The following is a 25228-nucleotide window of genomic DNA, read 5'->3' on the forward strand; positions in this document are numbered from 1 at the left end:
TCCGCTCCGCTTGCCGAGTGTTCGATGGAAACCATACAGTGGCGAGTGTTCGATTTTCGTTGAACAGTAGAGGTGAGGCATGCGCGCGGTCGAGATCCAGGAGTACGGCGGTCCCGAGGTCCTCAAGGTCGTCGAGGCGGACGCCCCCGAGCCGGGCCCCGGTCAGGTGAGCGTCGACGTGGCGTACGCCGGGGTGAACTTCGCCGACCTCAAGGCGCGTTCGGAGGGCTACCGGGTGCCGGCGCTGCCGTTCGTCCCCGGTCTGGAGGTCTCCGGGCGGGTCCGGGCGCTCGGAGAAGGCGTGACCGGTCTGCGCGTCGGCCAGGAGGTGACCGCCGCCCTCACGGTGGGCGGCGGCTACGCGGACGTGGCCGTGGCCGACACGGTCAACGTCTTCCCGCTCCCGCCCGGCGTCGGACTGCGCACGGCGGCCACCCTGCCGGCGGTCCTCCCGACGGCGTACGCCCTCGTGCACACCGTCGGTCGGCTCCGGGCGGGCGAGACGGTCCTGGTCCAGGGCGCGGCGGGCGGAATCGGCACGGTGACAGGCCAGTTGGCCAAGGCGGCCGGCGCCACGGTGTACGGCGTGGTGTCCGGCGAGGCCAAGGCGGCGTACGCCCGCGAGCACGGGTACGACGAGGTGTTCGTCGGCGACTTCGAGCAGGCGGTGCGGGAGGCGACCGGCGGGCGCGGCGTGGACCTGGCCCTGGACCCGGTCGGCGGCGACACCTTCCGCGCCTCCCTGGCCTCCCTCGCGGTCTACGGGCGCCTGATCTCCTTCGGCAACGCGAGCGGGGCGCCGGCGTGGACCGTGGGCCAGCCCGAGCTGTACCCCCTCGGCCTCTCCGTCGGCGGCTTCTCCATCCTCACGCTCGCGCAGACGGCCCCGGCCGAACTGCGGGCGCTGTCCGAGCGGGCGTTCGCGACGGTGGCCGACGGCACGGTGTCCCTGCCGGTGACCGCCGAGTTCGGCCTCGAGGAGGCGGCGGAGGCGCACCGGCTGATGGGGGCGCGGACGAGCACGGGCAAGCTCCTGCTGAGGGTCGGTGACTGAGCCGCGACCCCGGGCTGCCCGCCGTCTGGACATTCGGCGGGGAATTTTGACACGGTGGGGTGCGCCGGCCCGTAATCGAACGCGTGGTCGATGGCGCCTTTCGGGAGGCCTTCGTGTCCCTTTCCTTCTACGCCGCCCAGAGCACGTTCTCCGACCCGGGCGATCTCGCTTCCCTCTACCGCGACCTACCGCGAGACGTCCGCCAACTGGCCCGTGTCGTACGGGATGTGATGATCCACCGCGTCGAGGGCGAGCTCTTCGGGCACACCCATCCGGCCGACCGCCTGCACAACGACGCGGAGTCCCGCTACATCGACGACGTCCTGCGGATCCTCGTCGAGCGGAACGACGCCCCGCTGACCGTGCGCCGCGAGCCCGACGACCGGTTCGTTGGGATCTGCCGCGACTTCACGTTGCTGCACGTCTCGTTGCTGCGCCATGTCGGCATTCCGGCCCGGCTGCGGTCCGGGTTCGCCGACTACTTCTGGCCGACCCGCTTCCACGGTGACCACGTGGTCACCGAGTACTGGGACGAGAAGCGCGGCTGGTTGCTCGCGGACGCACAGCTGACCGACCCCGGGATCACCGCCAACTGGCCGGTGGACTTCGACCCGATGGATGTCCCCCGCTCACGTTTCCTCGTCGCCGGGGAGGCCTGGCGGGCGATCCGGGAGGACGGGGCGGACGAGACGGAGTTCGGGCTGCACCGGCCGACCGAGGGGCCCTTCTACGGTGAGCGGTTCGTGGCCGGGAACATCCGGCTCGACCTCGCCGCGCTGAACAAGGTGGAGACGCTGTTGTGGGACGTCTGGGGTGAGGACGACGGGGAGCCGGGGACGCCGTTGCCCGAGGCGTCTCGGGAGTTCTACGACCGGGTGGCGCCCGTGGTGAGCGGGGACGTGTCGTTCGAGGCCGCGCGGAGGCTGTTCGCCGAGGAGGAGGTGCTGCGGACGCCGTCAACGGTCACGTGTTACGCACCCTTCAACGGGACGAGTCTGGTGACTTTGCGTCAGGCGGTTCGCGGGTAGTTCGTCTGCGGGAGCGTCGTGGCTGGTCGCGCCCGCGCGGCGGAGCCGCAAATGTTACGGCCCCGCGCCCCTGAGGGGCGCTCCACCATGCGGTGTGCGCATGTGGCCGTCAACAACTCGCCCAGCAGGTCTGGGTCGTTGATGTCCAATCCCAGCAACGACTCGATGCGGTCCAGGCGTTGGTACAGGGACTGGCGGCCGATGTGGAGCAGGGCTGCGGTGCGGGTCGGGGAGCAGCCGTTGCGGAGGTGGGTCTCCAGGGTGCGGACCAGGTCGCTCGGGTGAGCCGCCTCCCAGGCCAGCAACGGCCCCAGGGTGTGCTGCACCAGCGCCGCGAGGCGTTCCCGGTTGGCGTCCACCCCGCCCCGCGTCAGTTCGCGTTCCAGCGCCAGGGCCCGGGACGAGGTCACCAACGGGCCGTCGGGGGAGGCCGCTTCGGCCGCGGGGACGGTCAGCGCCAGTTCCAGCGTCGTACGCGCCGCCCGCAGCGTGTCGCTCCAGCGCAGCCAGCCGCTGCCCTCGGCGACAGCGTGACCTACGGCCACCGTGAGGCCAGGGGCGGACGCCGTGCGGAAGGCCTCCTGGACCGCCTTCACCGGGTCACCGGTGCGCGCACCCGGCAGGGACAGCAGCGCCAGCACGTCCCCCGGGAACGCGGCCCGCAGCACGCCCGCGCCGCCGAGCAGCCGTACCGCGCGGTCGACCGTCGCTACCTCCCGCGTGCCGTGCAGGGACACCCCGATCAGGCGGGCACCGGGGCCGGGGTGGAAGCCCGCGAGCGCCGCCCGCGCCTCCACCTCCGGCTGGTTCAGCGCCGCCCGGTCGGCCAGGTCGGCGAGCAGGGCCGCCGTATGGTCGTCGCCCCATGGCCGTACGACCGAACGGCCCGACAGCCCGCGGGCCACGATCGCCCGGTTGGCGGCCTCCGTGAGCCGTACGAAGGGCACGACCCGGTGCAGGGCCAGCAGGGGCAGGCCCAGGCGGCGGGCCTCGTCGGCCACCTCGGCGGGCATGACCGGCAAAGACCGGCCGACCTCCACCGCGAGCCCGGCGGCGCCCCGGGCGGCCAGCTCGCGGACGTACCGCCGCCGGACCTCCTCGTCGGCGTCCGTCAGCCCGAAACCGTTGGTGAGCAGCAGCTCGCCGCCGTCCAGGAAGTTCGCGCCCTCGTAGACCTCGCTGGAATGGACCCAGCGCACCGGGCGGTCCAGAGCGGTGTGTCCGGCCAGCAGCTCGGGCTCGGCGGCGCGCACGGGATCGAGGGCGAGGATCTCGCGAAGGGTGAGTGCGGGCATGCGTGCCTCCCGACAGTTCGTCCGGCTGTGGGCTGCCGGGAGAGTACTTTCCGCACGTTGCCCTCGTGTTTCCGCCACAGGAGAGTGAGGGACATGGATCAGGCACAGGCTCACGCGTGGCTCGCCACCGCCGTCGAGGAGGCCCGCGCCGGGCTCGCCGAGGGCGGCATCCCCATCGGGGCCGCGCTCTACGGCGCCGACGGCACGCTCCTCGGGCGCGGCCACAACCGGCGCGTCCAGGACGACGACCCCTCCATGCACGCGGAGACGGCCGCCTTCCGGGCGGCGGGACGGCAGCGGTCGTATCGCGGTACGACGATGGTGACGACCCTTTCGCCCTGCTGGTACTGCTCCGGTCTGGTCCGGCAGTTCGGGATCGGGCGGGTCGTCGTCGGGGAGGCCACCACCTTCCACGGCGGGCACGACTGGCTCGCCGAACACGGTGTGGAGATCGTGCTCGTCGACGATCCCGAGTGCGTCCGGCTGATGCGCGACTTCATCGAGAACAACCCGGCACTGTGGAACGAGGACATCGGTGAATGACACCCCCCAGCCCCGTATTCCGACCATCGACCTGCGGCCCTGGCTCTCCGCGGACCCCGGCGCCCGCGCCGCCATCGCCCGCACCCTGGACGAGGCCCTCCAGACCGCGGGGTTCTTCCTGGTCACCGGACACGGCGTCGACCCGGCGCTGCGCTCCCGGATCCGGGAGGCCGCGCGGACGTTCTTCCGGATGCCCGTCGACGTCAAGGAGCCGTACTCCGCGAAGGTCGGCGGCCGCGGCTGGCTCGGTCCCGGTGCCGAGGCCAACGGCTACTCGGAGGGCACCGAGACCCCGCCGGACCTGAAGGAGTCGCTGACCTTCGCCACCCACGAGCCCTTCGAGGACCCGGTCGTCAACGCGGAGTGGTACGCGCCGAACGTCTGGCCCGCCGAGGTGCCCGAGCTCCGGACGCTGTGCGAGGAGTACCTGGAGAAGATGGGCGAGCTGGAGAAGCAGTTGCTCTCCCTCCTCGGTGTGGCCCTCGGGCTCGAACCCGACTTCTTCTCCCGGCACATGGACCATCCGACGTACGGCTTCAACATCAACTGGTACCCGGGCACGGAGGTGATCGGGGAGCCGCAGCCGGGCCAGTTCCGCATCGGCCCGCACACCGACTTCGGCACGGTGACGATCCTCGACCGGCAGGCCGGCAAGGGCGGGCTGCAGGTCTTCACGGACGAGGGCGGCTGGGAGGACGCGCCCTTCGACCCGGACGCCTTCACCATCAACATCGGTGACTTGATGGCCCGTTGGACGGGAGACCGGTGGCGGTCCGGACGCCACCGGGTACTGCCGCCCCCGGCCGACGCGCCCGCCGAGGAGCTGATGTCCCTCGTCTACTTCGGTGAGTGCACCCCGGGCACGACCGTCGAGTCGGTACCGGCACCGGTCGGGCGGGTGGCGCATGAACCCGTCGACTCCCACGTGTACTTGAGGGCGAAGCTGGACTCGATCACGGTCGACTGAGGCGACACCAGGGTCGCCCGTAGGCCCTCCGGTTACGGGGGATACAGTGCGACGGCCGTTTTCCGGGGCGGCCGTCGCAGCTGGGGGAGACATGAGGAAAGCCGTAGGGGGGTTGCTGGTCACGGCGACCGCCCTCGTCGCCGCGGCCGCCGGAGTCGGTGGCACCCTGCTCTACCAGCGGATCACCGCCCCGGACACCTCGGCCGTCGACGCGCAGGCCGCCGCCCTCGCCCAGGACCTGCGCCAGGACCTGACCGCCGGCTTCTACTCGGCGGGCGGCGGCACCTACGGCGGGCAGTTCACCGAGGGCACGATCGTCGCGCAGGTCGAGGAACACGGCGGCGCGCTGCTGAGCGTCGACGCGGACGGCGCCCTCGGCCACACCGCCGAGGTGATGCTGGGCTTGGTGCCGCCCACCGGGACGACCGTCTCCGCGCGCGCCTACCCCGTCCGCTGCTACCGCTTCACCTTCGCCCGCGGCGCCTTCAGCGTGAAGCACACCGACATGACCTGCCCGAACGCCCAGGCCGACGGCCGACCCGGCAGCCTCGCCGCCCAGCTGGGCGGACTGCTCGCCCGGCAGCCCGCCACCGCGAACGCCTACCGCAAGATGTCGGCCGCCGGCTACGACCACACCGCCGACGGCGCCACCCGGTTCCTCACCGACAAGCGCCTGGTCTCCGCCAAGGACACGGTGACCGACCTCTCCGGCAGGGAGGCCGGCACCGGCGTCTACGCCGTGGCCCTGCGCGTCAACGGCGTCTGCCACTACCTGCGCATGGACTCCGGGTCCTCCGCCGCCGGGCTGATCCCCCTGTGGGCGGCACCGGCCGAGGAACAGCACACCTGCCGAACCCCACAGGCGGTCACCGCCTCCGCGTTGTACGGCAGCGACCCGGCGAAGGAGGGCTGAGCGGTCACCGCACCGGTGACCGCCTGCGCAGCGCCGCGTACAGCAGCGCGCTCAGTGCGAAGCCGACCACGGGGGTGATGTCCCCGAACGACGGCCAGTGCTCCGGTACGTAGCCGACGTAGTCCGTTTGGTTGGAGAAGAGCGGCACGGACACCGCCACGCCGATCAACAGGGCTGCGAGACCGGGCCAGTTGGTGAAGGCGCGGTCGGTCAGGCGGGCCGCCAGCTGCTCCTGGGGCACCCGCGTCCGCAGCCACCGCTCCACCAGGACCACGCCCAGCCACGGCGCCACCCAGTACGCGATCACCAGCAGGAACGCCTCGTACGCCGCCCCCGCGTCCGAGAGCGACGCCCACGCCGCCGCCGTACCGGCGACCCCGGACACCACGACCAGCACGCTCCGGCTCAGCCAGGCGGGCAGGTTCAGGCCGAAGGAGGCGATCGAGATCGCGCCGGAGTACACGTTGAGGGCGTTCGCCGAGATCCCGCCCAGGATGATCGCGAGCAGTACCAGGTCGCCGAGCCAGCCCGGGAGATGGCCGGTGAAGGCCGCCGTCGGGGTCGCGTCCTTGGGGGCCACGATGGTCGCCGAGGCCGCGCCGATCACCGCGACCACGGTGACCGACAGGAACAGGCCGAGCGCCGGGTACAGCACCGTCCTGGCCTTGTTCGCCGTACGGGGGAGATAGCGCGAGTAGTCCGAGGCGTACGGGTTCCAGCCCGCCGCGTAGCCCCAGGCCGCGCTGAACGCGAGCAGGAAGCCGCCGATTCCGCCGCCCGTGCCGCCCCCGCCCAGGTCGGCGTCCTTGAAGGTCCACACCCCGGCCAGCAGGAAGATCACCGCAAGGGCGGGGAAGGCGTACTTCTCGAAGACGTGGACGAAGTTGTGGCCGATGAAACCGATCAGGATCTCGGCGGCCACCACGAGCAGGAGGGACGGCAGCGGCCGTAGCCCGGTCAGGGTGTTGAGCGCGAAGGCCGCGCTCACGCTGTTCACCGCGAACCAGCCGACGCCCGCCACCAGGCCGTTGGCCGCGGCGGGCAGGATGTTGCCGCGGTGGCCGAAGGAGAGGCGGCCGATCACCATCTGCGGCACCCCGAACCGCGGCCCGTCCAGGGACAGCACGCCCTGGGTGAGCGCGCCGAGCGCGGTGCCGAGCACGATGGCGGCCGTGGCCTGCCAGAAACTCAGACCGAAGAAGAGGACCGCGATCACACCGATGAAGACGGTCGCGAACTCGATGTTCGGAGAGGCCCAGGTCCACAGCAGCTGCAGCGGACCGCCGTGGCGTTCGGACTCGGGGATGGGTTCCGAGCCCGCCGACTCGACGGCGATGACCTTGTCACCATAGGCGGGGGCGAGGGTGGTGCCGGCGGAGTCGGCGGGAGCTGTCGTCATGCGAGGTAAGTGTCCGGTCCGTACCGGCCTGCGCCCAGGGGCGCATTGTCCGTTTCGGGGGGCCCGCCGACGTACACCTTGTCAGGAGGCGTCCCTGGGGTCCTCGCCGGACTCGCGGCGCTTCAGCTCCTCCTCGCGGCGGCGCAGGTCGGCCTCCCAGTCCTTCAGGAGCGCCTCGTCCTTCTTGTTCTCGGCCTTGAGGGAGTTCAGGAACTCGGGGTTGTCGTCCGGAGCGACGTACTCCATGCGGTGGTTGCGGTGCCACTCCGAGGGCGTACGGCCGTTCGCCGGCGGGGTGCGCAGCTTGCCGGCCGCGAGCCACGCGACGGGCCCGACGATCCAGAACAGCAGGATGATGAAGACCCAGGCGATCTTGGGGAGGTGCTTGGCCTCGTCCTCGGGGGTGTTGAGGCAGTCGATGAACGCGTAGATCGTCAGCGCCAGCGGGATCAGGTACATCAGCAGCCGGAACATGTGCTTTTGGCCCCCAGGGAACGTTGTGTGGAGCCTGTGACAGGCCCCTGACGGGGTCAGGGTAGCGGCTCGGGGATACTGGACCCCATGGCTTACGACGATCTTCGCTCCCTGCTCAGGGCATTGGAACGCGAGGGAGACCTCAAGCGGATCAAGGCCGAGGTCGACCCGTATCTCGAGGTCGGGGAGATCGTCGACCGGGTGCAGAAGGCGGGCGGACCCGCGCTGCTCTTCGAGAACGTCCGTGGGTCCGCGATGCCGCTCGCCATGAACGTCTTCGGGACCGACCGGCGGCTCCTGAAGGCCCTCGGCCTGAAGTCGTACGGCGACATCTCCGAGAAGATCGGCGGACTGCTGCGGCCCGAGCTGCCGCACGGCTTCGTGGGTGTGCGCGAGGCCTTCGGCAAGCTCGGCGCGATGGCACACGTCCCGCCGAAGAAGGTGAAGTCCGACAACGCCCCGGTCCAGGAGGTCGTCCTCACCGGGGACGACGTCGACCTCGACCAGCTGCCCGCCCTCTTCACCTGGCCGCAGGACGGCGGGTCCTTCTTCAACCTGGGCCTGACCCACACCAAGGACCCGGAGTCCGGGATCCGCAACCTCGGTCTGTACCGCCTGCAGCGCCACGACAAGCGCACGATCGGCATGCACTGGCAGATCCACAAGGACAGCCGCAACCACTACCAGGTCGCGGCCCGGCGGGGCGAACGCCTCCCGGTGGCCATCGCCTTCGGCTGCCCGCCCGCGGTCACCTACGCCTCCACGGCCCCCCTCCCCGGCGACATCGACGAGTACCTCTTCGCCGGGTTCATCGCCGGCAAGCGGATCGAGATGGTGGACTGCAAGACGGTCCCGCTCCAGGTCCCGGCGCAGGCCGAGGTGGTCATCGAGGGCTGGCTGGAGCCGGGCGAGATGCTGCCGGAGGGACCCTTCGGCGACCACACCGGGTTCTACACACCGCAGGAGCCGTTCCCGGCGCTGAGGATCGACTGCGTGACGATGCGGAAGCGGCCACTGCTTCAGTCGATCGTCGTAGGCCGACCCCCGACGGAGGACGGACCGCTGGGCCGTGCGACGGAACGCTTCTTCCTCCCCCTGCTGAAGATCATCGTGCCGGACATCGTGGACTACCACCTGCCCGAGGCGGGCGGCTTCCACAACTGCGCGATCGTCTCGATCGACAAGAAGTACCCGAAGCACGCGCAGAAGGTGATGCACGCGGTGTGGGGGGCACACATGATGTCCCTGACCAAGCTGATCGTGGTCGTCGACGCGGACTGCGACGTGCACGATCTGCACGAGGTCGCCTGGCGGGCGCTGGGCAACACGGACTACGCCCGTGACCTCTCGGTCGTCGAGGGACCCGTCGATCACCTCGACCATGCCTCCTACCAGCAGTTCTGGGGCGGCAAGGCGGGCATCGACGCGACGCGGAAATGGCCCGAGGAGGGCTACACACGGGACGGCGGCTGGCCCGAGATGGTCCTGTCCGACCCCGAGACGGCGGCGAAGGTCGACCGCCGGTGGAAGGAGTACGGCCTTTGAGTCCCATCGCCGTGGGCGGTCCGGCCCTGTTCATCGGTACCGACACCGACTATGTGGCGCTCGTGCGGCCCGAGCTGGACCCGGCCGACCCGGGCGTCCGGCTGGCAGCCGAACAGGCGGGCGTCACGCCGGAGGAACTCGCCGGTCCCGGTGACACCTGGGCGGTCCTCTTCGAGCACGGCGGCGAGGGCGACGGCTTCGAGCTGCCCGGTGTGCGCGACGCCGAACCCGCCGACTTCGCGGAGCGGCTGCGCGCGGGGCTCGCCGCGGCGGACGGTCCGTTCACGGTCGACGGCGGAGCGGCGCTGCGACTGGACGCCCGTCCGGCCGGCGCGGACGACTACGACTTCACGGCGCACGTCACCCCGCCCGACGACGCCGGGACACCGCTGACCGTGGAGACGGGCCCGCTGCCCGCCGCCGCACTTCTGACCGACCTCGACGCCTTCCTCGGGAGCCTCGCATGATGACCACCGCCGACGGGGTCGTGGGCCCGGCGCCGCAGCCGACCGGGAAGGTGAAGGGCTTCCTGCGGTTGGTGATGATCGAGCACTCGGTCTTCGCGTTGCCGTTCGCGTACATCGCCGCGCTCACCGCGATGTTCGAGTGGGACAAGAACATCCACTGGGGGCGGCTGCTCCTGGTGACGATCTGCATGGTGGGCCTGCGGACCTTCGCGATGGCGGTCAACCGGATCATCGACCGGGAGATCGACGCGCGGAACCCCCGCACGGCACAGCGGGAGCTGGTCACCGGTGCGATGTCGGTGAAGCACGCCTGGACCGGTGCGCTGGTCGCGGTCGTGGTCTTCCTCGGCTCGGCGGCGCTGCTGAACCCGCTGTGCCTGGCACTGGCCCCGGTCGCCGTCATCCCGATGGTGGTCTACCCGTACGGCAAGCGGTTCACGAACTTCCCGCAGGCCATCCTGGGTCTCGCCCAGGCGATGGGGCCGGTGGGCGGCTGGCTCGCGATCACCGGGGAGTGGTCCTGGGACGCGGTCATCCTGGGCCTCGCGGTCGGCATCTGGATCGGCGGGTTCGATCTGATCTACGCCTGCCAGGACGTGGAGACGGACCGCGAGATCGGCGTCATGTCGGTGCCGGCGCGCTTCGGCATCCCGGCGGCGATCTGGGGTGCCCGGGTCTGTCACATCCTGACGATGTCCCTCCTCATCTGGTACGCCGTCGCGACGGAGGCAGGTGGGTTCTTCTGGGTGGGGCTGATGATCGTCGCGGGTGCGTTCGTGTACGAGCACTCGATCGTGCGGCCGCATGATCTGTCCCGGCTGAACCGGGCGTTCTTCAGCGTCAACGGCTTCATCGGGATTGCCCTGTTCGGATGTGCGTTGCTGGATCTGCTGGTGCGGGGCCTCACGCCGTAGTGGGTCGTGGCGGCGGTGCGAACCAGCCGTGGACCCGCAGGCGCACCTGAACGAGCGCCGCCGCCAGGTCGCCCACCTGCTCGTCGAGGCCGAGCCCGGCAGCCCGGTCGACGGCGGTCACCAGCGACGTGTGTTCGGACGCGAGCCAGGCCCCCGGCCGGTCGAGCAGCATCGCCGCGAGCGTGGGATCGGCCGCGTCGTGCGCGGCCCGGGGCTTGAGGTGCACGGTGCCGCCGGCCTCGATGGCCCCGGCCCGGCAGACCAGCGTCAGCCAGGAGCGCAGCAGGCGTGACACCGCCGCGAGGCGCTGCTCGGGGGGTATCTCCTGCTCGGCCCGCTCCCGCGCGTACAGCCGTACCAGGTCGTGGAACCGGTATCTGGTCTGCCCGGCCCCGTCCACGCCGAGCGGTTCCAGCAGTCGCGCCCCCGCCAGTCGTTCGACCAGGTGCTGCGCGGACGGCAGGTCCACGCCCAGCAGCGACCCGGCGACCCAGGCCGCGAAGTCGGGCAGACCCAGCAGGCCCAGGAGGTGCAGCGCACGGCGTTCCGGCTCCCGCAGGGCCCGGCAACCGGCCTTGATTCCGGCGCGGACGTCCAGGTCCCCGCAGGCCAGCTCGTCCAGCCGGCGGCTCTCGTCGCCGAGCCGGTCGGCGAGTGTCCGCAGCCGCCACCGGTCGTTGGTGCGCAGCCGGGACCCGACGGCCTGTACGGCGAGCGGCAGGCCACCGGACCACCGGGCGATCTCGCCGGCGGCGGTGGCCTCGGCGGTGAGCCGGTCATGACCTACCAGCCGGCCGAGCAGCCGCAGCGTCTGCTCCCGGTCGAGCACCTCCAGGCCGACCCGGGCTGTCGCATCGAGGCCGGGCAGCGTCCGGCGGCTGTTGACCAGCACCGCGCCGGCACCGGCACCCGGGAGGAGCGGCCGGACCTGGTGCTCCGCGGCGGCGTCGTCCAGGACGACGAGGACGCGCCGGCCGGCCAGGAGACTGCGATACGCGGCCGCGCGTTCGGCGGTGGACGCGGGAAGGCGGGTGGGCCGTATCCCCAGAGCGTGGAGGAATCCGCCGAGGATCCTGTCCGGCGGCGCCGCCTGTGCGGGGTCCGCGCCGCACAACTCGGCGTACAGCTGTCCGTCCGGGAAGGCCGCCGCCAGCCGGTTGGCCACGTCCAGGGTGAGCGCGGACTTGCCGACGCCGGCCATGCCGTGGATGACGCAGAGCCGTGGGCCGGTGTCGGTGCCGGTGCCGGTGTCGAGCAGGGCGGAGACGAGCCGGTCCGCCTCGGCGTCGCGGCCGGTCAGCCGGCGGGGCGGGGCGGGGAGCTGCGCGGGCGGTGGCAGGCCGGGTCTTTTGCCCTGTCGTCCGCGGCGTACCGGGGGAACGGCACGGACGGGAGTCGGTACCGGAGAGGGGTGAGCGGTGGGCCTCCTGGTCTCCTCCTGGTGCTCGGCGGCGGGGGTGACGGCCGGGGCCCGGTTCGCGGTGTCGGGAACACCGTCCGCAGGGCGGGCGGTGTCCCTGACGTCGCCGGTCAGCAGCCGCGCGTGCAGGTCCCGTAACGCGTGGCTCGGCTCGATGCCCAGTTCCGTACGGAGCACCCGGTGGCCGTCCCGGTACACCCGCAGGGCCTCCGCCCGGCGCCCGCAGCGGTGCAGGGCCGCCATGAGCAGGCCGCGCGGCCGCTCCCGCAGCGGCTGTCCGTCCACGAGCCGGGTCAGCTCGCCGACCAGCTCGGCCCCGCCGCCCGCCGCCAGCCGCGCGTCGAGCATCTCCTCGACGGCGGTCATCCGCATCTCCTCCAGCCGGGCCGCCTCCAGCTGGAGCGACGAGGTCGCCGGGCCGCCGAGAGCCGGCCCGCGCCACAGGCCGAGCGCCGCCTCCAGAGTGTTCGCGGCAGTCGCGTGCTCGCCCTTGCCCGCCTGCGTACGGCCGCGTTCCAGCAGTTCCTGGAAGCGGCGCACATCGAGTCCGTCCGGCCGGGCCAGGAAGAGATAGCCGCCGGGCCGGGTCACGATCACCTCGGGGCGGTCCGGCCGGTGCAGCACCTGTCTGAGCCGCGACACATAGCTCTGCACCAGCTTGGCGGCCGTGTCCGGGGGGCTCTCGCCCCACACGGCGTCGATCAGCCGGTCCACCGACACCACCCGTCCGGCGTCGAGCAGTCCGGCCGTCAGCAGCGCGGTCGGCTTGCGCGCGAACGGCGCCAGGAGTCGGCCAGAAGCCCGTACCTCCACAGGACCGAGCAGACAGAACTCCACATTTCCCCCCGAAATGTCCCCGAAATGCCCCCGAGAATCCCCTGACGACGGCCCCCGCGGTCCACCCGGCGGTCCACCGGGCGTCCAGAGGGGTACCAGACCGCCGCTGTCCAGGATCGGCGCTCATGAGCCGATCGAACAACCCCAGAACCAGCCGCTACAGGACCGCCACTGCACCAGGGCTGCACCGGGACTGCGCCCCGGTTACGGCGCCCGGTCCGACAGTGGTTGCGGCCGAGCACCTGCCCGCGGCACAAGCGGCGGTGCTCCGGTCCCACCGCAGGTACCTCTACAAGGGGATGAACAAGTGATCCGTAAGCGAATCGTCTCGCTGATGGTGGCCGGTCTCGCGACTGTGGGTGTCGCCGGCGCGCTGCCGCTCGTCACCGCGGCACCCGCCCAGGCCGCGATCATCTCGGGCCGCTGTACGTACACCGGCAGCGAGCCCCAGCTCTCCTACGCACCCAGCGCGTTCAAGGTCGCGGTCCAGCAGGCGCAGTGCGAGCTGAACTGGGCCATGACCGGCGACAACCTCACGGTGGACGGTTACTTCGGCTCGAACACCCGGGCCGCGGTAGTGAGGTTCCAGCGCTGTGTGGGCATCGACGACGACGGGATCATCGGTCCCATCACGTGGAGCCGGCTCAACTACTGGGCCGCGTCGAGCTCCTATGCGTGCTGACGCACTGTCATAGCACTCCCGGCCGCTGATTCCCCAGGGCCCCTGGGGACTGCCGGCCACCGAGGCGGCGCCGCATCCCCGGCGCCGCCTCCGTGTGTGACGGCGGCCCGGTCCGCGCCCCTACGGCGTGAGCACCGCCGGGGTCGCCCGGCGCCGGAAGGCGAACGCCGCCGCCACCCCCGCGAGCAGGCCCACCAGGTGCGCCTGCCAGCTGACCCCCGTCTGCGTCGGCGCCAGGCCCACCACGATCGAGCTGCCCCAGACCGCACCGACCAGCAGCCCCGCCAGCACCCCCAGCGGGCGGCGCTCCACGAAACCGCTCACCAGCAGGTAGCCGAACAGGCCGAAGATCAGGCCCGACGCGCCCGCCGTGTTGGTGTGGGCCGGGGCTATGAGCCAGACGCCGAGGCCGTCGGCCACGATGATCAGGGCGCAGACGGCGGCGAACCGGCGCAGCCCGCCGAGGGCCGCGAGGAAGCCCATGACCAGCAGCGGGACGCTGTTCGCGGCCACGTGGGCGAAGCCGAAGTGGATGAAGGCGGCCGGCACGACGTCGACCAGCTCGGACGGGGTGCGGGGCGTGATGCCGAGGCCGTCGAGCGCGTGGCCGCTCGCCACGTCCACCACTTCCAGCAGCCACAGCAGCGCGACCCAGCCCACCATCAGCTTGGCCGCCGCCTTCGCACGGTCACCGCGCGACCAACGCTCACCGCGCGACCGCTCGAGTTCCCTGCCCGTCATGGCAACCCCCCACCACTCACTCGTCCCCATCCAAGGAACGACCGGGCCCCTTGACCGGTTCCCACCCTGTGACGCCGGATAGGCTCGGGGGTGTGAACCCAGTCAAGCCAGGAGAGACACGGCGTACACCTTGGATCGTAGGGGTGTCCGGCGCCTCCGGCACCCCGTATGCCGCGTCGGTGCTGCGTGCGCTCCTCGCCGCCGGTGAGAGTGTCGACCTGGTGATCTCCCGTGCCTCGCGGCTCACCCTCCTCGACGAGACGGGGATCTCCTTCCGGGACGCGCACTGGCGCGAGGACCTGCGGGAATGGCTGGACCGGGGGGCCGACGGCAAGCCCGGCACCTTCGAGGCGGACACCACCGACGTGCGGTACTGGAACGCCGGGGACCTGGCCGCGGGGCCGTCCTCCGGGTCGTATCCGAGCAAGGGGATGCTGATCGTCCCCGCCTCCACCGCCTGCGTCGCGGGAGTCGCCCTCGGCCTCTCCAAGGACCTGCTGCAGCGGGCCGCGAGCGTCACCCTCAAGGAGCGCCGCAAGCTGGTCGTGGCCGTACGGGAGACCCCCTTGAACGGCCAGACCCTCCGGCACCTCGTCACGCTCGACGATGCCGGCGCGAGCGTGGTCCCGGCCTCACCGGGTTTCTACGCGGGTGCCACCCACATCCAGGACCTGGTGGACTTCGTCGCCGGGCGGGTGCTGGACGCGGCGGGCGTTCGGCACGACCTGTACCGACGCTGGCAGGGGGAACTGGGCGGCGGCACGTCGGGTCACTAAGGCAAGCGGCCAGTAAGGCAAGCGGCCAGTGAGGCAAGCGGCCAGTAAGGCAAGCAGTCAGCAAGGCACGTGGCAGTACCTCTCATCACTTCAGGCACTTTTCAGCGGAAGGCTTCGATCGCATGGACGCGGTGGACAGGCAGCTCATCCAGGCCCTGAGGGAGAACGGCCGGGCCTCCTACGCGGAGCTGGGACGCCTCGTCGGTCTGTCGGGACCCAGCGTCACCGACCGCATCAACCGGCTGGAGGCGGCCGGGGTCATCACCGGTTACCGCGCCACCGTCGACGCCGCCTCGCTCGGCCTCGGCGTCACCGCGCTGATCGGTATCTCGCTGGGGGACGCGGTCGACCACGAGGACGTGGCGCGCCGGCTGCGGGACCTCGGCGAGATCGAGGACTGCTGGTTCATCGCGGGCGACGACTCGTACATGCTCAAGGTCCGGGCATCGGACGTCGACGGCCTGGAGAAGATCATCCGGCGGCTGTCCGGGACCAAGGGCGTCTCCCGGACCCGTACCACCATCGTGCTCTCCACGAAGTGGGAGAACCGGGTCGGAGAGCTGCCCGAAGAGGCGTAGACGTACGGTGGTCGGAGTCGTTCGGGGTCGGTCGGGTTGTCGGAAGAGGTGTGGGCATGGATGTCGGGCTCAAGCGCGAGCTGGAGGAGAAGGTCGGGGCCGGTGAACGGCTGACCCGTGAGGACGGCATCGCACTGTACGAGTCGGACGACCTGGCCTGGCTCGGCGGCCTCGCGCACGAGGTGCGGACGCGGAAGAACGGCGACGTCGTCCACTTCAACGTCAACCGCCACCTCAACATGACCAACGTGTGCACGGCGTCCTGCGCCTACTGCTCCTTCCAGCGCAAGCCGGGCGAGAAGGACGCGTACACGATGCGCATCGAGGAGGCGGTGAAGCTCGCCAAGGCGATGGAGGGCGAGAACCTCACCGAACTGCACATCGTCAACGGCCTGCACCCGAACCTGCCGTGGCGCTACTACCCGCGGTCGCTGCGCGAGCTGAAGGCGGCGCTTCCGGATGTCTCCCTGAAGGCGTTCACGGCGACGGAGATCCACCACTTCGAGACGATCAGCGGTCTCTCGGCCTCCGAGATCCTCGACGAACTGATCGACGCGGGCCTGGAGTCCCTGACCGGCGGTGGTGCGGAGATCTTCGACTGGGAGGTCCGGCAGCACATCGTGGACCACAGGACCCACTGGGAGGACTGGTCCCGGATCCACCGCCTGGCGCACGAGAAGGGTCTCAAGACCCCGAGCACCATGCTGTACGGCCACATCGAGGAGCACCGGCACCGCGTCGACCACGTCCTGCGCCTGCGCGAGCTCCAGGACGAGACCGGCGGCTTCCAGGTCTTCATCCCGCTGCGCTACCAGCACGACTTCGTGGACGTGAAGGACGGCAAGGTCAGGAACCGGCTCCAGGCGCGCACGCGGATGGCGACGGGCGCGGAGGCCCTGAAGACCTTCGCGGTCTCCCGGCTGCTGTTCGACAACGTCCCGCACGTCAAGGTGTTCTGGGTCATGCACGGCGTCCAGACCGCCCAGCTGGCCCTCCAGCACGGCGCGGACGACATGGACGGCTCGGTGGTCGAGTACAAGATCACCCACGACGCCGACAACTACGGCACGCCGAACAAGCTGACCCGCGAGGACCTGCTGGACCTGATCCGCGACGCGGGCTTCCGCCCGGTGGAGCGGAACACGCGCTACGAGATCATCCGCGAGTACGACGCCGCGGACCCGGCCCGCCGGGAGGCACCGCAGTCGATGCGCTTCTGACGGTTCCGGTGGTTCTTCGTCTGCGCCGCCGCGGGGGCTGGTCGCGCAGTTCCCCGCGCCCCCAGGTGGGAACGGTCGAAGCACGCCTGGCCGTACGCACGGAAGGGGCGCGGGGAACTGCGCGACCAGCCACAGCGCAGCCGCAGGCGACATGGGTCCGAGCCCCCACGGCGGGTACTCGAATCCCATGGTGACCACCCGAGCGCCTGAGGACGCCTACACCGCAGAACCGTTCGTGCCGCACGGGGCCCGGGGCCTGCCCGCCCTGCGCAAGGCCGCCGCCGGCTGTCGTGGCTGTCCCCTGCACCGGGACGCCACGCAGACCGTGTTCGGCGAGGGCAGCGCACACGCGCGCGTGATGCTCGTCGGGGAGCAACCCGGCGATCAGGAGGACCGGCAGGGGAAGCCGTTCGTCGGGCCCGCCGGGAAGCTGCTCGACCGGGCCCTCGCGGAGGCCGGTATCGAACCCGAGCACACCTACGTCACCAACGCGGTGAAGCACTTCAAGTTCACGCAGGCCGAGCCCCGCAAACGCCGTATCCACAAGGCGCCCAGTCTCCGGGAGATGACGGCCTGCGGCCCCTGGCTCGCCAAGGAGCTGGAGATCGTCGAACCGGAGTTGATCGTCGTCCTCGGCGCCACCGCGGGCAAGGCGCTGCTCGGCTCGTCGTTCCGGGTGACGCAGGTGCGCGGGACCGTGCTGGAGGAGGAGATCCACGGCAGACGGGAGCGGCTCGTGCCGACCGTGCATCCGTCGGCCGTGCTGCGGGCCGAGGACAGGGAGGGCGCGTACCGGGGACTGGTGGCGGACCTGGAGGTGGCGGCCCGGGCGCTGGGGTGACGCAGGTGACGCCGGAATCAGCTTGAGGCGCCAGATGCGTAATGCCTAACCTTTCCCCATGCCCCTTACCTTCACCCTCGACCCGGCCATCACCCCCGCTCTCCGCGACGGGATCCTCGACCTGTGGACGGACGTCTCCAACGCGGGCGGCGCCGTCGGTTTCGTGGCGCCGGTGGAGCGCGAGACGATCCGCCCCGAGCTGGTGAAGCACTTCGTGGGGATGGCGGAGGGACGGACGCGGCTGCTCGTCGGGCACGACGAGGACGGACAGGTCGCCGCCACCGCCTTCTTCGGCTTCAACACGCACCGGCTCATGACCCACTGGGTGTGGCTGTACACGGTGATGGTCCATCCCCGCCACCAGGGCAGGGGCTACGGCCGCGACCTCCTCTCGGCGGCGGCCGACGCGGCCGGCACCTTCGACGACATCGGGGCGATACGGCTCACCTGCCGCGGCGGCCTCGGTCTGGAGCGTTTCTACGGCTCCTGCGGCTACAAGGAGGTCGGCCGCATACCCGGCGCGATCCGCGTCGCACCGGGTGACGAGCGGGACGACGTGATCATGCTGCTGCCGCTCTCCTGACCCGCCTCGAGGACCGGGTGCCCGGCGTGCTTCACTGGACGGTGCCCCTTTGGGGTGTTCGGGCCGTTCGATACGGATACGGAAGAGTGGATTGACATGCTCCGCTACACGCTGATGCGCCTCGGGATCCTGGTGGGCTGCCTCGTGGTCGTCTGGGGCCTCGTCTACTCCGGCCTCGCCCCGCGCGGCCTCGGCGACTCCAACGGCATGTGGATCGTCCTGCTCTCCCTGCTGCTCTCGGCTCCGATCAGCTTCGTGGTCCTGCGCAAGGAGCGTGACCGCGCCTCCATCAAGGTCGTGCAGCGGGTCGACCGGATGAAGGCCAACCTCGAGGCGAACCGCAGCCAGGAGGACGAGGCCGCGGACGAGGCGAGCCGTCCTCAGGGTCAGGCCCCGCAGACCTCCTGAGCGACGGAGCCGGCGTCGGCGTCGGCTTCGGCACACGCCTGGCGGTCACCGCCCGCGCAGCCGCCCGACCACGTCCTGTGCCGTACGTACGGCGGACAACACCTCCTGAGCCGAACGCCCCTGCTGCCGCGCTTGCGTGAGGGTGCCCGCGCCGGCCGGGTTCGCCGGCAGGGCCGTACTGAGAAAGACATCCAGGCGGCGGAGGACATCCGCGAGCACCGCGTCCACCTCCGGCAACGCCGACGGGTGCACGCTGCCCAGCTCGTACTTCAACGACCGAAGGGCCTGACAGTCGTCGGACGCGGCGGTGAGCACGTCGTCCTGGTCGTCGAGGAGCCGCATCCGCACTCCGAGCCGCCGTAACAGCCGGTCCACCTCGGTGAGGTCGGCGCGCTCCTGGTCGCGTCGGCGGACACGGCGGGCCAGTTCCCAGCCGACGACGGTGAGGACGACGGCGACGTTGGCGCTCAACAGGCCCACCAGCACGGGGTTCACTCCTTTCGAAGATGAGAGGGAGAACTGACGGGCGCGGTCCGATAACCCCTCCGGTCGGACCGCGCCCTCAGCTCACAGGTCGTGCGTGTACCTCTGTGGTTCTCCTCCTCTTGGTTGTGGTGCTCCGGCCGGCGGGGAGTCTGCCTGCTCTCCGCCCTGCCCCCCCGTCCACTCCGCGGTGGTCAGAACCGCCAGTTCGTCCCCCGAATTCGCGGCTTGGATCCACCAGTCCCGAGCTGCGCCACCCCCGTGGAGCAGCTCGGTGAGTTCGGCGATCCTGCGCAGCACTCGCGGTTCCGTGTGCGAAGTGGTGTTGCTCCGGAGTTCTTCCAGCTCCAGTTCGAAGAACTCCGTGTGACGCGCTACCGGCGCGTCACTCTTCCTGCGCCTTCCGCCCCTCTCCGGACCGGCCACTGGTGTGTGACCGGTCCGGAGCGCGGAATCCCCAGCGCAGCCCTCGTCGGAGGGTTTGATGCCGAGCCTTCGCAGCACGTCGTCCGTGAAAGCGTCGGCGTCGAACCCCAGGGCTTCCCTGTGTAGGGATTCGGCGGCCAGGCGCAGACGCTTCTCCGCGTCCATCAGACCTGGTCCTCCTCCTGGTTGTAGCCGATCATCTCGCGGAGGCGAGACAACGCGGCGTCGTGGTACCTGCGGGCGGTCGTCTCCGCGAGGCCGAGTGCCCGGCCCGCGGCGGCGGTCGACAACTGTCCGACGTAGATGAGATCGATCAGGCCCTGCTGGATGTCCTCCAGCGTCGCCACGGCGGCCCACAACTCGTGTCCCATGGCGCGGAAGACGGCTTCCTCCGCGACATCGCACGCAGCCGGTAACCGGCCGTCCCTCTCGTCCTCCCACGGTGACTCCGGGCGGCGTTCGGCCGCACGGTGGTGATCCACCACGAGGTTGCGGATCGCGGTGTGCACGTATCCGAGAGGAACCGCGTCCTGATCCATTCCGTGCATCAGGTTCGGCCACGCCTTCCACACCCTGACGAAGGCGGTCTGAAGTATGTCGTCCGCGAGTTGCCTGTTGCCGCAGCGGCGGTAGGCGATCGCGTACAGCTTGGTGCTGTGTGACCTGACGAACTCGGTGAAAGTCCGCTCGGTGTCGTCCGGGCTCACCGGACCTCTCCGATCTTCAGAGCGCGCGCGGGCCGTACCGGGGCCGGCGCGCAGGCCGAACTGCTCGTTGGCGTACATGACTTGCTGAGAAGAGAGCAGACCTGGAGCATGCCCACCCCTTCGATCGGGGTCCTGGCAGTAGGACCGGCTGACCCGGCCCTCCGGACGGAGTCCGGGCGAACAGTGTGCTCATGGGGATATACGACGCCGAGGCGGGAGTCCGCCGCCCGAGGAGGAAAATATTGTGGAGTCGGACCTTAGGCTTTGCGCATGGGTGTCGTGAAGAGCAAGCGGATGCCGCGTGCCGTGCGGGAGCAGCAGATGCTGGACGCCGCTGTGGAGATCTTCGGGCAGCGTGGGTACATGGCCGCCTCGATGGACGAGATCGCCGAACTCGCCGGTGTGTCGAAGCCGTTGGTGTATCTGTACCTGAACTCCAAGGAAGACCTCTTCACCGCGTGCATCCGCCGGGAGGCGGCCGCGCTCACGGAGGCGGTGCGGACGGGTGTGCGGACCGATCTGGCCGCCGACCGGCAGCTCTGGGACGGGCTGCTGGCGTTCTTCACCCACACCTCGCGCAACCCGCACGGCTGGTCCGTGCTGCATCTCCAGGCCCGCATCCACGGTGAGGCGTTCGCCGCCGAGGTCACCGCGATGCGCGAGGAGATCGTGGCGTTCGTGACCCACCTGATCGTGGTCGCGGCCCGCGCGGCGCACCGCGATCCCGACCTGCCCGAGCGCGAGGTCGCCGGCCTCGCCGAGGCGCTCGTCGGCGCCGCCGAGTCCCTCGCGGCCTGGGCCAACGCGACCGAGGGCGTGACCGCGAGGCAGTCGGCGGCCACGCTGATGAACTTCGCGTGGGCAGGCCTCGGAAACCTGATGGAGGGCCACCCGTGGACCCTCCGGGACACACCCACCGAAGACGCTCCGCTGCAGGTCGGCTGACAGCGTTCTCCGAGGCCTGCCCTCACTTCAGGCCGCCCCTGGCCGCGCCGCCCCTCCGAACCGGCACACCACGCCCCAAAGGCGCCCCGTGTCAGGTCGGCCGACACCGTCCTCCGAGAAGCGGCGCGTCGGGTCGCCCGGCAGTCGTCCACCGAGGCACCCGGGTGCCCGTCGGCCGGCACCGTCCCCCGATGCCCGCGCCCGCTTCACGTCAGCGGGTAGACGCCCCCGCTCACGTGCACGCGGTGCACGCGGTCCCCGCCGCACAACTCGAACCGCTCGCCGTTCGCCGCGTATGTCACCGTCCCCGGCAGCAGTACCGGTGCCCTGAACTCCGCCCGTACCAGCACCGCTTGAGGCGTGCCGTGGGCTGCCAGGCAGCGGGCCGCCGTCCACATGCCGTGCGCGATCGCCCTCGGGAAGCCGAAGAGGCGGGCCGTGAGCGGGTACAGGTGGATCGGGTTGCGGTCGCCGGACGCGGCGGCGTAACGCCGGCCGATGTCCCCGGCCAGCCGCCACTCGTCGACTCCGGGCAGCGGCTCATGCCTCTCGCGGTCCCGCTCGCGGTCGGTTCCGTTCGTGCGGTGCCGCGCCAGATACGTGCTCACCGACTCCCACACGACCTCCTCGCCCACCCGCAGCTCGGTGACGACCGCGGCCTCCGTACCGCGCCGGTGCGGTGCCAACCCGTCGACGTACACGCTGAGTTCGTACTCGCCCGTCGCCGCCAGCTCCCGGTACCGGGTGATCTCGATCGACGTGTGCACCAGCCCGAGCAGCGGGAGCGGGAAGTCCCGCCCGCTCATCAGGCTCATGGCCAGCGGAAAGCCCAGCACATGCGGATACGTCACCGGCAGCGCGTCCTCCCCGGTCGGGAACCCGCACACCCGCTCGTAGGCGGCGAGCCGCGCGAGGTCCACCCGCAGAGCGGGCAGCACCAGCCGGGTGCGGGGGAAGTCCGCGGTGGCGGCGGGCCGCTTGAAGGGGGAGCGCAGGGCGCCCCGCACGAGGAGGGGGGTGAGGGAGGGGGACCGCTCGAGGACGCAGTACGACCCCTCGGCCCGGGTGCCGTCCGAGTGCATCCCCACTACGCCCCCAGCAGACTCTGGCCGCACACCCGCACGACCTGCCCGTTCACCGCGCCGGACGCCGGATGCGCCAGCCACGCCGTCGTCTCGGCCACGTCGGCCGGCAGCCCGCCCTGTCCGAGGGAGTTCATCCGCCGCCCCGCCTCCCGGATGAACAGCGGGATCGCCGCCGTCATCTTCGTCTCGATGAAGCCCGGAGCGACCGCGTTCACCGTGACCCCGTGCTCGGCCCGCGCCCGGGGCGCCAGGGAGCGCACCAGACCGACGACACCGGCCTTGCTCGCGCCGTAGTTCGTCTGCCCGGCGTTCCCCGCGAGCCCCGCGATGGACGCGGTGGCGACGATCCGTCCGCCCCGCCGCAGCGTGCCCGTCTCCAGCAGCGCGTCCGTCGTGCGCAGCACGCTCGCCAGGTTCACCTCGAGCACCGAACTCCAGCGCTCCGCGGGCATGTTGACCAGCCGCCGGTCCCGGGTGATCCCCGCGTTGTGGACCAGCACGTCCAGCCCCTCGGGCAGCGCCTCCGCGATCCGCGCGCCCGCGTCCGCGGCCGTGATGTCCAGCGCGAGGGCACTGCCCCCGAGCCGCGCGGCAAGCTGCTCGGCATCCGCCGACGCCCCCGGCACATCGAGTACGACCACCCGGGCCCCGTCCCTCGCCAGCGTCCCGGCGACCGCCGCACCGATGCCCCGCGCCCCGCCGGTCACCAGGGCCGTCCGCCCGGCGAGCGGGAGGGACCAGTCGACGTCGGCCTCCTGCGCCTCCCCGACCTCGATCACCTGACCGCTGACGTACGCCGACTTGGGGGAGAGAAGGAAGCGCAGTGTCGACTCGGCCGCGGACGCGTCGGTGAGCCGTACGAGGTTGACCGTTCTGCCCCGCCCGATCTCCTTGCCCAGTGAGCGCGTGAACCCCTCCAACGCCTGCTGGGCGGCGGCCTGGTGATGGTCGGCGGGATCGAGCGGTGCCCCCAGGACGACGACCCGCCCGCTCTCGGCGACCGACCGCACGACCGGGTGCAGTGCCGCGTGCACCTCCGCGAGCCCCTCGACGTCCCGCACCCCGGTGGCGTCGAGGAGGACCGCGGCCGGTGTGTCCGACGGGGACGAGAACGCCGGCCCGGAAAGCTGTGACTTCCCCGCGGTGAGATGCAGCACCCCGCCCTCGAACCCCGGGGACCCCTCCGACCACCGCCGCAGAACAGCAGGCTGCGGAAGCCCCAGGCGGCGGGTGAGGAACCGACCCGGCGCGGTACCGGTGAAGCTCAGATAGCGGTCGGCCATGTCCATCTCCCGGTCGGTCGCAGATTCCTTACTCTGGAGTAAGGTTACCGCAGGTAAGCCTATGTCCGAGGTGAGGAGCTGGTGGAAATGAGCCCCCTGAAGCCGCCGGTCGCCCGGCGCGTGGCGATCGTCGCCGGTGCCCGCGTCCCCTTCGCGCGCTCGGACGGCCCGTACGCCACCGCCTCGAACCAGGACATGCTCACCGCTGTCCTCGACGCCCTCGTGGAGCGCCATGGGCTCCAGGAGCCGGGCGCCGTGGGGGAGTTCGTCGCGGGTGCCGTCCTCAAGCACAGCCGCGACTTCAACCTCGCCCGCGAGACGGTCCTCGGCTCGAAACTGGACCCGCGCACCCCGGCGTACGACATCCAGCAGGCCTGTGGGACCGGTCTCCAGGCCGTCATCGCCGCCGTCAACAAGATCGCCCTCGGGCAGACGGAATCCGCGATCGCGGGCGGCGCGGACACCGCGAGCGACGCGCCCCTCGGCGTCAACGACGACCTGCGCCGCATCCTGCTGGAGGCCCGGCGCGCGAAGTCGGCCGGCGCCCGCCTGAAGGCGCTCGCGCGCATCCGTCCGACCCACCTCGTCCCCGACATCCCCCGCAACGCCGAACCCCGCACCGGCCTGTCCATGGGCGAGCACGCGGCCGTCACCGCCCGCGCGTGGGGCGTGAGCCGCGAGGCCCAGGACGAGCTGGCGGCGACGAGTCACCAGCGGCTGGCGGCGGCGTACGAACGCGGCTTCTTCCAGGAGTTGGTGGTCTCCTTCCGCGGGCTGGCCCGCGACCAGAACCTCCGCCCCGACTCGACGGCCGGCAAACTCGCCTCGCTCAAGCCGGTGTTCGGGCTCAAGGACCCCGACCCGACCATGACGGCGGGGAACTCGACCCCGCTGACGGACGGCGCGGCGGTCGTGCTGCTGGCCTCGGAGGAGTGGGCGGAGGCGCGCGGACTGGAGGTGCTGGCCTACCTCACGGCGTACGAGACGGCGGCCGTGGACTTCGTGCACGGGGATGTCGTACAAGGGGACGTCGTACAGGGGGATGTCGCACAAGGGGATGTCGCCCAGGGGAAGGACGGCCTGCTCATGGCCCCCGCGTACGCCGTCCCGCGCATGCTGGAGCGAGCCGGTCTCGGCATGGACGACTTCGACCTGGTCGAGATCCACGAGGCCTTCGCCTCCCAGGTCCTGGCGACCCTCGCGGCCTGGGAGAAACAGGGCCTGGCCCCGGTGGACCGGGCCCGCCTCAACGTCACCGGATCCTCCCTCGCCACCGGGCATCCCTTCGCCGCGACCGGTGCGCGGATCGTCGCCACGCTCGCGACGCTGCTGGCCGAGCGGGACGGCCCCGGCCGCGGTCTGATCTCGGTGTGCGCGGCGGGCGGGCAGGGGGTGACGGCGATTCTGGAGCGGCCGTAAGCGCCGATAGCTGACAAAGTCTCACTTTGCGGTCGAGGTTGCACAGTCCCGGCTCCGGACCATCAACGAACCCGCACAGACCCCCCACTTGGGCCACTTAGGATCACCGTCCTAACCCCAGGTAACCCTTCCAGGCGCACTCGCGGGTGAACGCCCCGGTACGTCCCCTGCGTACCTCATGCAGCGGAACGCTAC

27 protein-coding genes are annotated in these 25228 nt (G+C 71.2%); 17 read left to right on the forward strand and 10 right to left on the reverse strand.

The window, feature by feature from the left end; translation table 11 throughout:
- The first annotated feature begins 79 nt into the window (after positions 1-79).
- A complete protein-coding gene (locus tag ACIBJB_RS33655; protein WP_398936292.1) occupies positions 80-1054 on the forward strand; it encodes a zinc-binding alcohol dehydrogenase family protein in 975 nt (324 codons plus the stop codon).
- A 113-nt stretch (positions 1055-1167) separates the two neighbouring features.
- Positions 1168-2082: a transglutaminase-like domain-containing protein gene (locus ACIBJB_RS33660; protein WP_398936294.1), complete on the forward strand. Its 915-nt coding sequence runs from the start codon at positions 1168-1170 to the stop codon at positions 2080-2082.
- Here ACIBJB_RS33660 and ACIBJB_RS33665 read toward each other — a convergent pair.
- Complete coding sequence (locus tag ACIBJB_RS33665) at positions 2064-3377, reverse strand: PucR family transcriptional regulator (protein WP_398936296.1); 1314 nt, start codon at positions 3375-3377, stop codon at positions 2064-2066. The genes ACIBJB_RS33660 and ACIBJB_RS33665 overlap by 19 nt on opposite strands.
- Before the next feature lie 93 nt (positions 3378-3470).
- Between ACIBJB_RS33665 and ACIBJB_RS33670 the strand changes: the two genes are divergently transcribed.
- From ACIBJB_RS33670 to ACIBJB_RS33680, 3 genes are all read left to right on the forward strand, one after another.
- A complete protein-coding gene (locus ACIBJB_RS33670; RefSeq protein WP_398936298.1) occupies positions 3471-3920 on the forward strand; it encodes a nucleoside deaminase in 450 nt (149 codons plus the stop codon).
- Positions 3913-4887, forward strand: coding sequence for an isopenicillin N synthase family dioxygenase (locus ACIBJB_RS33675; protein ID WP_398936300.1), 975 nt, complete (start codon positions 3913-3915; stop codon positions 4885-4887). Before ACIBJB_RS33670 ends, ACIBJB_RS33675 begins: the two co-directional genes overlap by 8 nt.
- A 91-nt stretch (positions 4888-4978) precedes the next feature.
- Entirely contained in the window at positions 4979-5800 is an 822-nt protein-coding gene (locus ACIBJB_RS33680) for a hypothetical protein (protein ID WP_398936302.1), read from the forward strand.
- A 4-nt stretch (positions 5801-5804) separates the two neighbouring features.
- Here the strand turns inward: ACIBJB_RS33680 and ACIBJB_RS33685 are convergent, their stop codons facing one another.
- Positions 5805-7199: a purine-cytosine permease family protein gene (locus tag ACIBJB_RS33685; protein ID WP_398936304.1), complete on the reverse strand. Its 1395-nt coding sequence runs from the start codon at positions 7197-7199 to the stop codon at positions 5805-5807.
- A gap of 81 nt (positions 7200-7280) precedes the next feature.
- Positions 7281-7673, reverse strand: coding sequence for a PLD nuclease N-terminal domain-containing protein (locus ACIBJB_RS33690; protein ID WP_398936306.1), 393 nt, complete (start codon positions 7671-7673; stop codon positions 7281-7283).
- A gap of 87 nt (positions 7674-7760) precedes the next feature.
- Between ACIBJB_RS33690 and ACIBJB_RS33695 the strand changes: the two genes are divergently transcribed.
- From ACIBJB_RS33695 to mqnP, 3 genes are read left to right on the forward strand one after another with little or no spacing between them, the layout of a single operon-like run.
- On the forward strand, positions 7761-9218 hold the full coding sequence (locus tag ACIBJB_RS33695; RefSeq protein WP_398936308.1) for a menaquinone biosynthesis decarboxylase: 1458 nt from the start codon (positions 7761-7763) through the stop codon (positions 9216-9218).
- Entirely contained in the window at positions 9215-9685 is a 471-nt protein-coding gene (locus tag ACIBJB_RS33700; RefSeq protein WP_398936310.1) for a hypothetical protein, read from the forward strand. The genes ACIBJB_RS33695 and ACIBJB_RS33700 overlap by 4 nt, the downstream gene beginning before the upstream one ends.
- Entirely contained in the window at positions 9682-10599 is a 918-nt protein-coding gene (gene mqnP, locus ACIBJB_RS33705; protein WP_398936312.1) for a menaquinone biosynthesis prenyltransferase MqnP, read from the forward strand. Before ACIBJB_RS33700 ends, mqnP begins: the two co-directional genes overlap by 4 nt.
- Here mqnP and ACIBJB_RS33710 read toward each other — a convergent pair.
- Positions 10589-12856 (reverse strand): BTAD domain-containing putative transcriptional regulator, encoded by a 2268-nt coding sequence (locus ACIBJB_RS33710; RefSeq protein WP_398936314.1) that lies wholly within the window; start codon positions 12854-12856, stop codon positions 10589-10591. The two genes, mqnP and ACIBJB_RS33710, sit on opposite strands and share 11 nt — an antisense overlap.
- A 307-nt stretch (positions 12857-13163) precedes the next feature.
- Here ACIBJB_RS33710 and ACIBJB_RS33715 point away from each other — a divergent pair, with 307 nt between their 5' ends.
- Positions 13164-13538, forward strand: a complete 375-nt coding sequence (locus ACIBJB_RS33715; RefSeq protein WP_398936316.1) for a peptidoglycan-binding protein — start codon at positions 13164-13166, stop codon at positions 13536-13538.
- Positions 13539-13658: 120 nt separating this feature from the next.
- Here ACIBJB_RS33715 and ACIBJB_RS33720 read toward each other — a convergent pair whose 3' ends face one another.
- A complete protein-coding gene (locus tag ACIBJB_RS33720) occupies positions 13659-14279 on the reverse strand; it encodes a rhomboid family intramembrane serine protease (protein ID WP_398936318.1) in 621 nt (206 codons plus the stop codon).
- Between the two features lie 92 nt (positions 14280-14371).
- Here ACIBJB_RS33720 and ACIBJB_RS33725 point away from each other — a divergent pair, with 92 nt between their 5' ends.
- The 6 genes from ACIBJB_RS33725 (at position 14372) to ACIBJB_RS33750 (ending at position 18685) form a co-directional block, all read left to right on the forward strand.
- Positions 14372-15055 carry a UbiX family flavin prenyltransferase gene (locus tag ACIBJB_RS33725; protein WP_398936320.1) on the forward strand — a complete coding sequence of 228 codons (684 nt, stop codon included), beginning with the start codon at positions 14372-14374 and terminating at the stop codon, positions 15053-15055.
- 122 nt (positions 15056-15177) lie between these two features.
- Positions 15178-15633 carry an Lrp/AsnC family transcriptional regulator gene (locus ACIBJB_RS33730; protein WP_057608043.1) on the forward strand — a complete coding sequence of 152 codons (456 nt, stop codon included), beginning with the start codon at positions 15178-15180 and terminating at the stop codon, positions 15631-15633.
- Positions 15634-15689: 56 nt separating this feature from the next.
- On the forward strand, positions 15690-16853 hold the full coding sequence (gene mqnE / locus ACIBJB_RS33735; RefSeq protein ID WP_398936322.1) for an aminofutalosine synthase MqnE: 1164 nt from the start codon (positions 15690-15692) through the stop codon (positions 16851-16853).
- A 187-nt stretch (positions 16854-17040) separates the two neighbouring features.
- The gene (locus ACIBJB_RS33740) at positions 17041-17694 is read left to right on the forward strand and encodes a UdgX family uracil-DNA binding protein (protein WP_398936324.1); all 654 of its coding nucleotides are present in this window, start codon (positions 17041-17043) and stop codon (positions 17692-17694) included.
- Between the two features lie 58 nt (positions 17695-17752).
- The gene (locus ACIBJB_RS33745) at positions 17753-18277 is read left to right on the forward strand and encodes a GNAT family N-acetyltransferase (RefSeq protein WP_398936326.1); all 525 of its coding nucleotides are present in this window, start codon (positions 17753-17755) and stop codon (positions 18275-18277) included.
- A 96-nt stretch (positions 18278-18373) separates the two neighbouring features.
- Positions 18374-18685 (forward strand): DUF4229 domain-containing protein, encoded by a 312-nt coding sequence (locus ACIBJB_RS33750; protein ID WP_059205022.1) that lies wholly within the window; start codon positions 18374-18376, stop codon positions 18683-18685.
- Between the two features lie 45 nt (positions 18686-18730).
- On the opposite strand, the gene ACIBJB_RS33755 is transcribed toward ACIBJB_RS33750, so the two are convergent.
- The 3 genes from ACIBJB_RS33755 to ACIBJB_RS33765 all read right to left on the reverse strand — a co-directional run bounded on the left by ACIBJB_RS33755 (position 18731) and on the right by ACIBJB_RS33765 (position 20301).
- Entirely contained in the window at positions 18731-19171 is a 441-nt protein-coding gene (locus tag ACIBJB_RS33755; RefSeq protein ID WP_398936328.1) for a hypothetical protein, read from the reverse strand.
- An 81-nt stretch (positions 19172-19252) separates the two neighbouring features.
- Positions 19253-19759 carry a hypothetical protein gene (locus ACIBJB_RS33760; protein ID WP_398936330.1) on the reverse strand — a complete coding sequence of 169 codons (507 nt, stop codon included), beginning with the start codon at positions 19757-19759 and terminating at the stop codon, positions 19253-19255.
- Positions 19759-20301, reverse strand: coding sequence for an RNA polymerase sigma factor (locus ACIBJB_RS33765; RefSeq protein WP_398936332.1), 543 nt, complete (start codon positions 20299-20301; stop codon positions 19759-19761). The genes ACIBJB_RS33760 and ACIBJB_RS33765 overlap by 1 nt, the downstream gene beginning before the upstream one ends.
- A 270-nt stretch (positions 20302-20571) precedes the next feature.
- Here ACIBJB_RS33765 and ACIBJB_RS33770 point away from each other — a divergent pair, with 270 nt between their 5' ends.
- Positions 20572-21246 carry a TetR/AcrR family transcriptional regulator gene (locus tag ACIBJB_RS33770; RefSeq protein ID WP_398936334.1) on the forward strand — a complete coding sequence of 225 codons (675 nt, stop codon included), beginning with the start codon at positions 20572-20574 and terminating at the stop codon, positions 21244-21246.
- Positions 21247-21452: 206 nt separating this feature from the next.
- Here ACIBJB_RS33770 and ACIBJB_RS33775 read toward each other — a convergent pair whose 3' ends face one another.
- Both ACIBJB_RS33775 and ACIBJB_RS33780 read right to left on the reverse strand, forming a co-directional pair.
- The gene (locus ACIBJB_RS33775; protein WP_398936728.1) at positions 21453-22328 is read right to left on the reverse strand and encodes a MaoC family dehydratase; all 876 of its coding nucleotides are present in this window, start codon (positions 22326-22328) and stop codon (positions 21453-21455) included.
- A gap of 5 nt (positions 22329-22333) precedes the next feature.
- Positions 22334-23614: a 3-oxoacyl-ACP reductase gene (locus tag ACIBJB_RS33780; protein ID WP_398936336.1), complete on the reverse strand. Its 1281-nt coding sequence runs from the start codon at positions 23612-23614 to the stop codon at positions 22334-22336.
- A gap of 87 nt (positions 23615-23701) precedes the next feature.
- On the opposite strand from ACIBJB_RS33780, the gene ACIBJB_RS33785 reads away from it, so the two are divergent.
- Positions 23702-25033 (forward strand): acetyl-CoA C-acetyltransferase, encoded by a 1332-nt coding sequence (locus ACIBJB_RS33785; protein WP_398936338.1) that lies wholly within the window; start codon positions 23702-23704, stop codon positions 25031-25033.
- The last annotated feature ends 195 nt before the right edge of the window (positions 25034-25228 follow it).

This window comes from Streptomyces sp. NPDC050759 (assembly GCF_044456945.1).
Classification (GTDB): domain Bacteria; phylum Actinomycetota; class Actinomycetes; order Streptomycetales; family Streptomycetaceae; genus Streptomyces.

What these genes read in the sequence shown, in the direction of transcription:
- ACIBJB_RS33680 (WP_398936302.1), top strand. Translation starts at nt 4,979, where the DNA reads ATGAGGAAAGCCGTAGGGGGGTTGCTGGTCACGGCGACCGCCCTCGTC.
- ACIBJB_RS33665 (WP_398936296.1), bottom strand. Translation starts at nt 3,377, where the DNA reads ATGCCCGCACTCACCCTTCGCGAGATCCTCGCCCTCGATCCCGTGCGC.
- ACIBJB_RS33770 (WP_398936334.1), top strand. Translation starts at nt 20,572, where the DNA reads ATGGGTGTCGTGAAGAGCAAGCGGATGCCGCGTGCCGTGCGGGAGCAG.
- ACIBJB_RS33670 (WP_398936298.1), top strand. Translation starts at nt 3,471, where the DNA reads ATGGATCAGGCACAGGCTCACGCGTGGCTCGCCACCGCCGTCGAGGAG.
- ACIBJB_RS33750 (WP_059205022.1), top strand. Translation starts at nt 18,374, where the DNA reads ATGCTCCGCTACACGCTGATGCGCCTCGGGATCCTGGTGGGCTGCCTC.
- ACIBJB_RS33685 (WP_398936304.1), bottom strand. Translation starts at nt 7,199, where the DNA reads ATGACGACAGCTCCCGCCGACTCCGCCGGCACCACCCTCGCCCCCGCC.
- ACIBJB_RS33695 (WP_398936308.1), top strand. Translation starts at nt 7,761, where the DNA reads ATGGCTTACGACGATCTTCGCTCCCTGCTCAGGGCATTGGAACGCGAG.
- ACIBJB_RS33740 (WP_398936324.1), top strand. Translation starts at nt 17,041, where the DNA reads ATGGTGACCACCCGAGCGCCTGAGGACGCCTACACCGCAGAACCGTTC.
- mqnE (WP_398936322.1), top strand. Translation starts at nt 15,690, where the DNA reads ATGGATGTCGGGCTCAAGCGCGAGCTGGAGGAGAAGGTCGGGGCCGGT.
- ACIBJB_RS33745 (WP_398936326.1), top strand. Translation starts at nt 17,753, where the DNA reads ATGCCCCTTACCTTCACCCTCGACCCGGCCATCACCCCCGCTCTCCGC.
- ACIBJB_RS33785 (WP_398936338.1), top strand. Translation starts at nt 23,702, where the DNA reads ATGAGCCCCCTGAAGCCGCCGGTCGCCCGGCGCGTGGCGATCGTCGCC.
- ACIBJB_RS33775 (WP_398936728.1), bottom strand. Translation starts at nt 22,328, where the DNA reads ATGCACTCGGACGGCACCCGGGCCGAGGGGTCGTACTGCGTCCTCGAG.
- ACIBJB_RS33720 (WP_398936318.1), bottom strand. Translation starts at nt 14,279, where the DNA reads ATGACGGGCAGGGAACTCGAGCGGTCGCGCGGTGAGCGTTGGTCGCGC.
- ACIBJB_RS33690 (WP_398936306.1), bottom strand. Translation starts at nt 7,673, where the DNA reads ATGTTCCGGCTGCTGATGTACCTGATCCCGCTGGCGCTGACGATCTAC.
- ACIBJB_RS33655 (WP_398936292.1), top strand. Translation starts at nt 80, where the DNA reads ATGCGCGCGGTCGAGATCCAGGAGTACGGCGGTCCCGAGGTCCTCAAG.
- ACIBJB_RS33730 (WP_057608043.1), top strand. Translation starts at nt 15,178, where the DNA reads ATGGACGCGGTGGACAGGCAGCTCATCCAGGCCCTGAGGGAGAACGGC.
- ACIBJB_RS33760 (WP_398936330.1), bottom strand. Translation starts at nt 19,759, where the DNA reads ATGGACGCGGAGAAGCGTCTGCGCCTGGCCGCCGAATCCCTACACAGG.
- mqnP (WP_398936312.1), top strand. Translation starts at nt 9,682, where the DNA reads ATGATGACCACCGCCGACGGGGTCGTGGGCCCGGCGCCGCAGCCGACC.
- ACIBJB_RS33780 (WP_398936336.1), bottom strand. Translation starts at nt 23,614, where the DNA reads ATGGCCGACCGCTATCTGAGCTTCACCGGTACCGCGCCGGGTCGGTTC.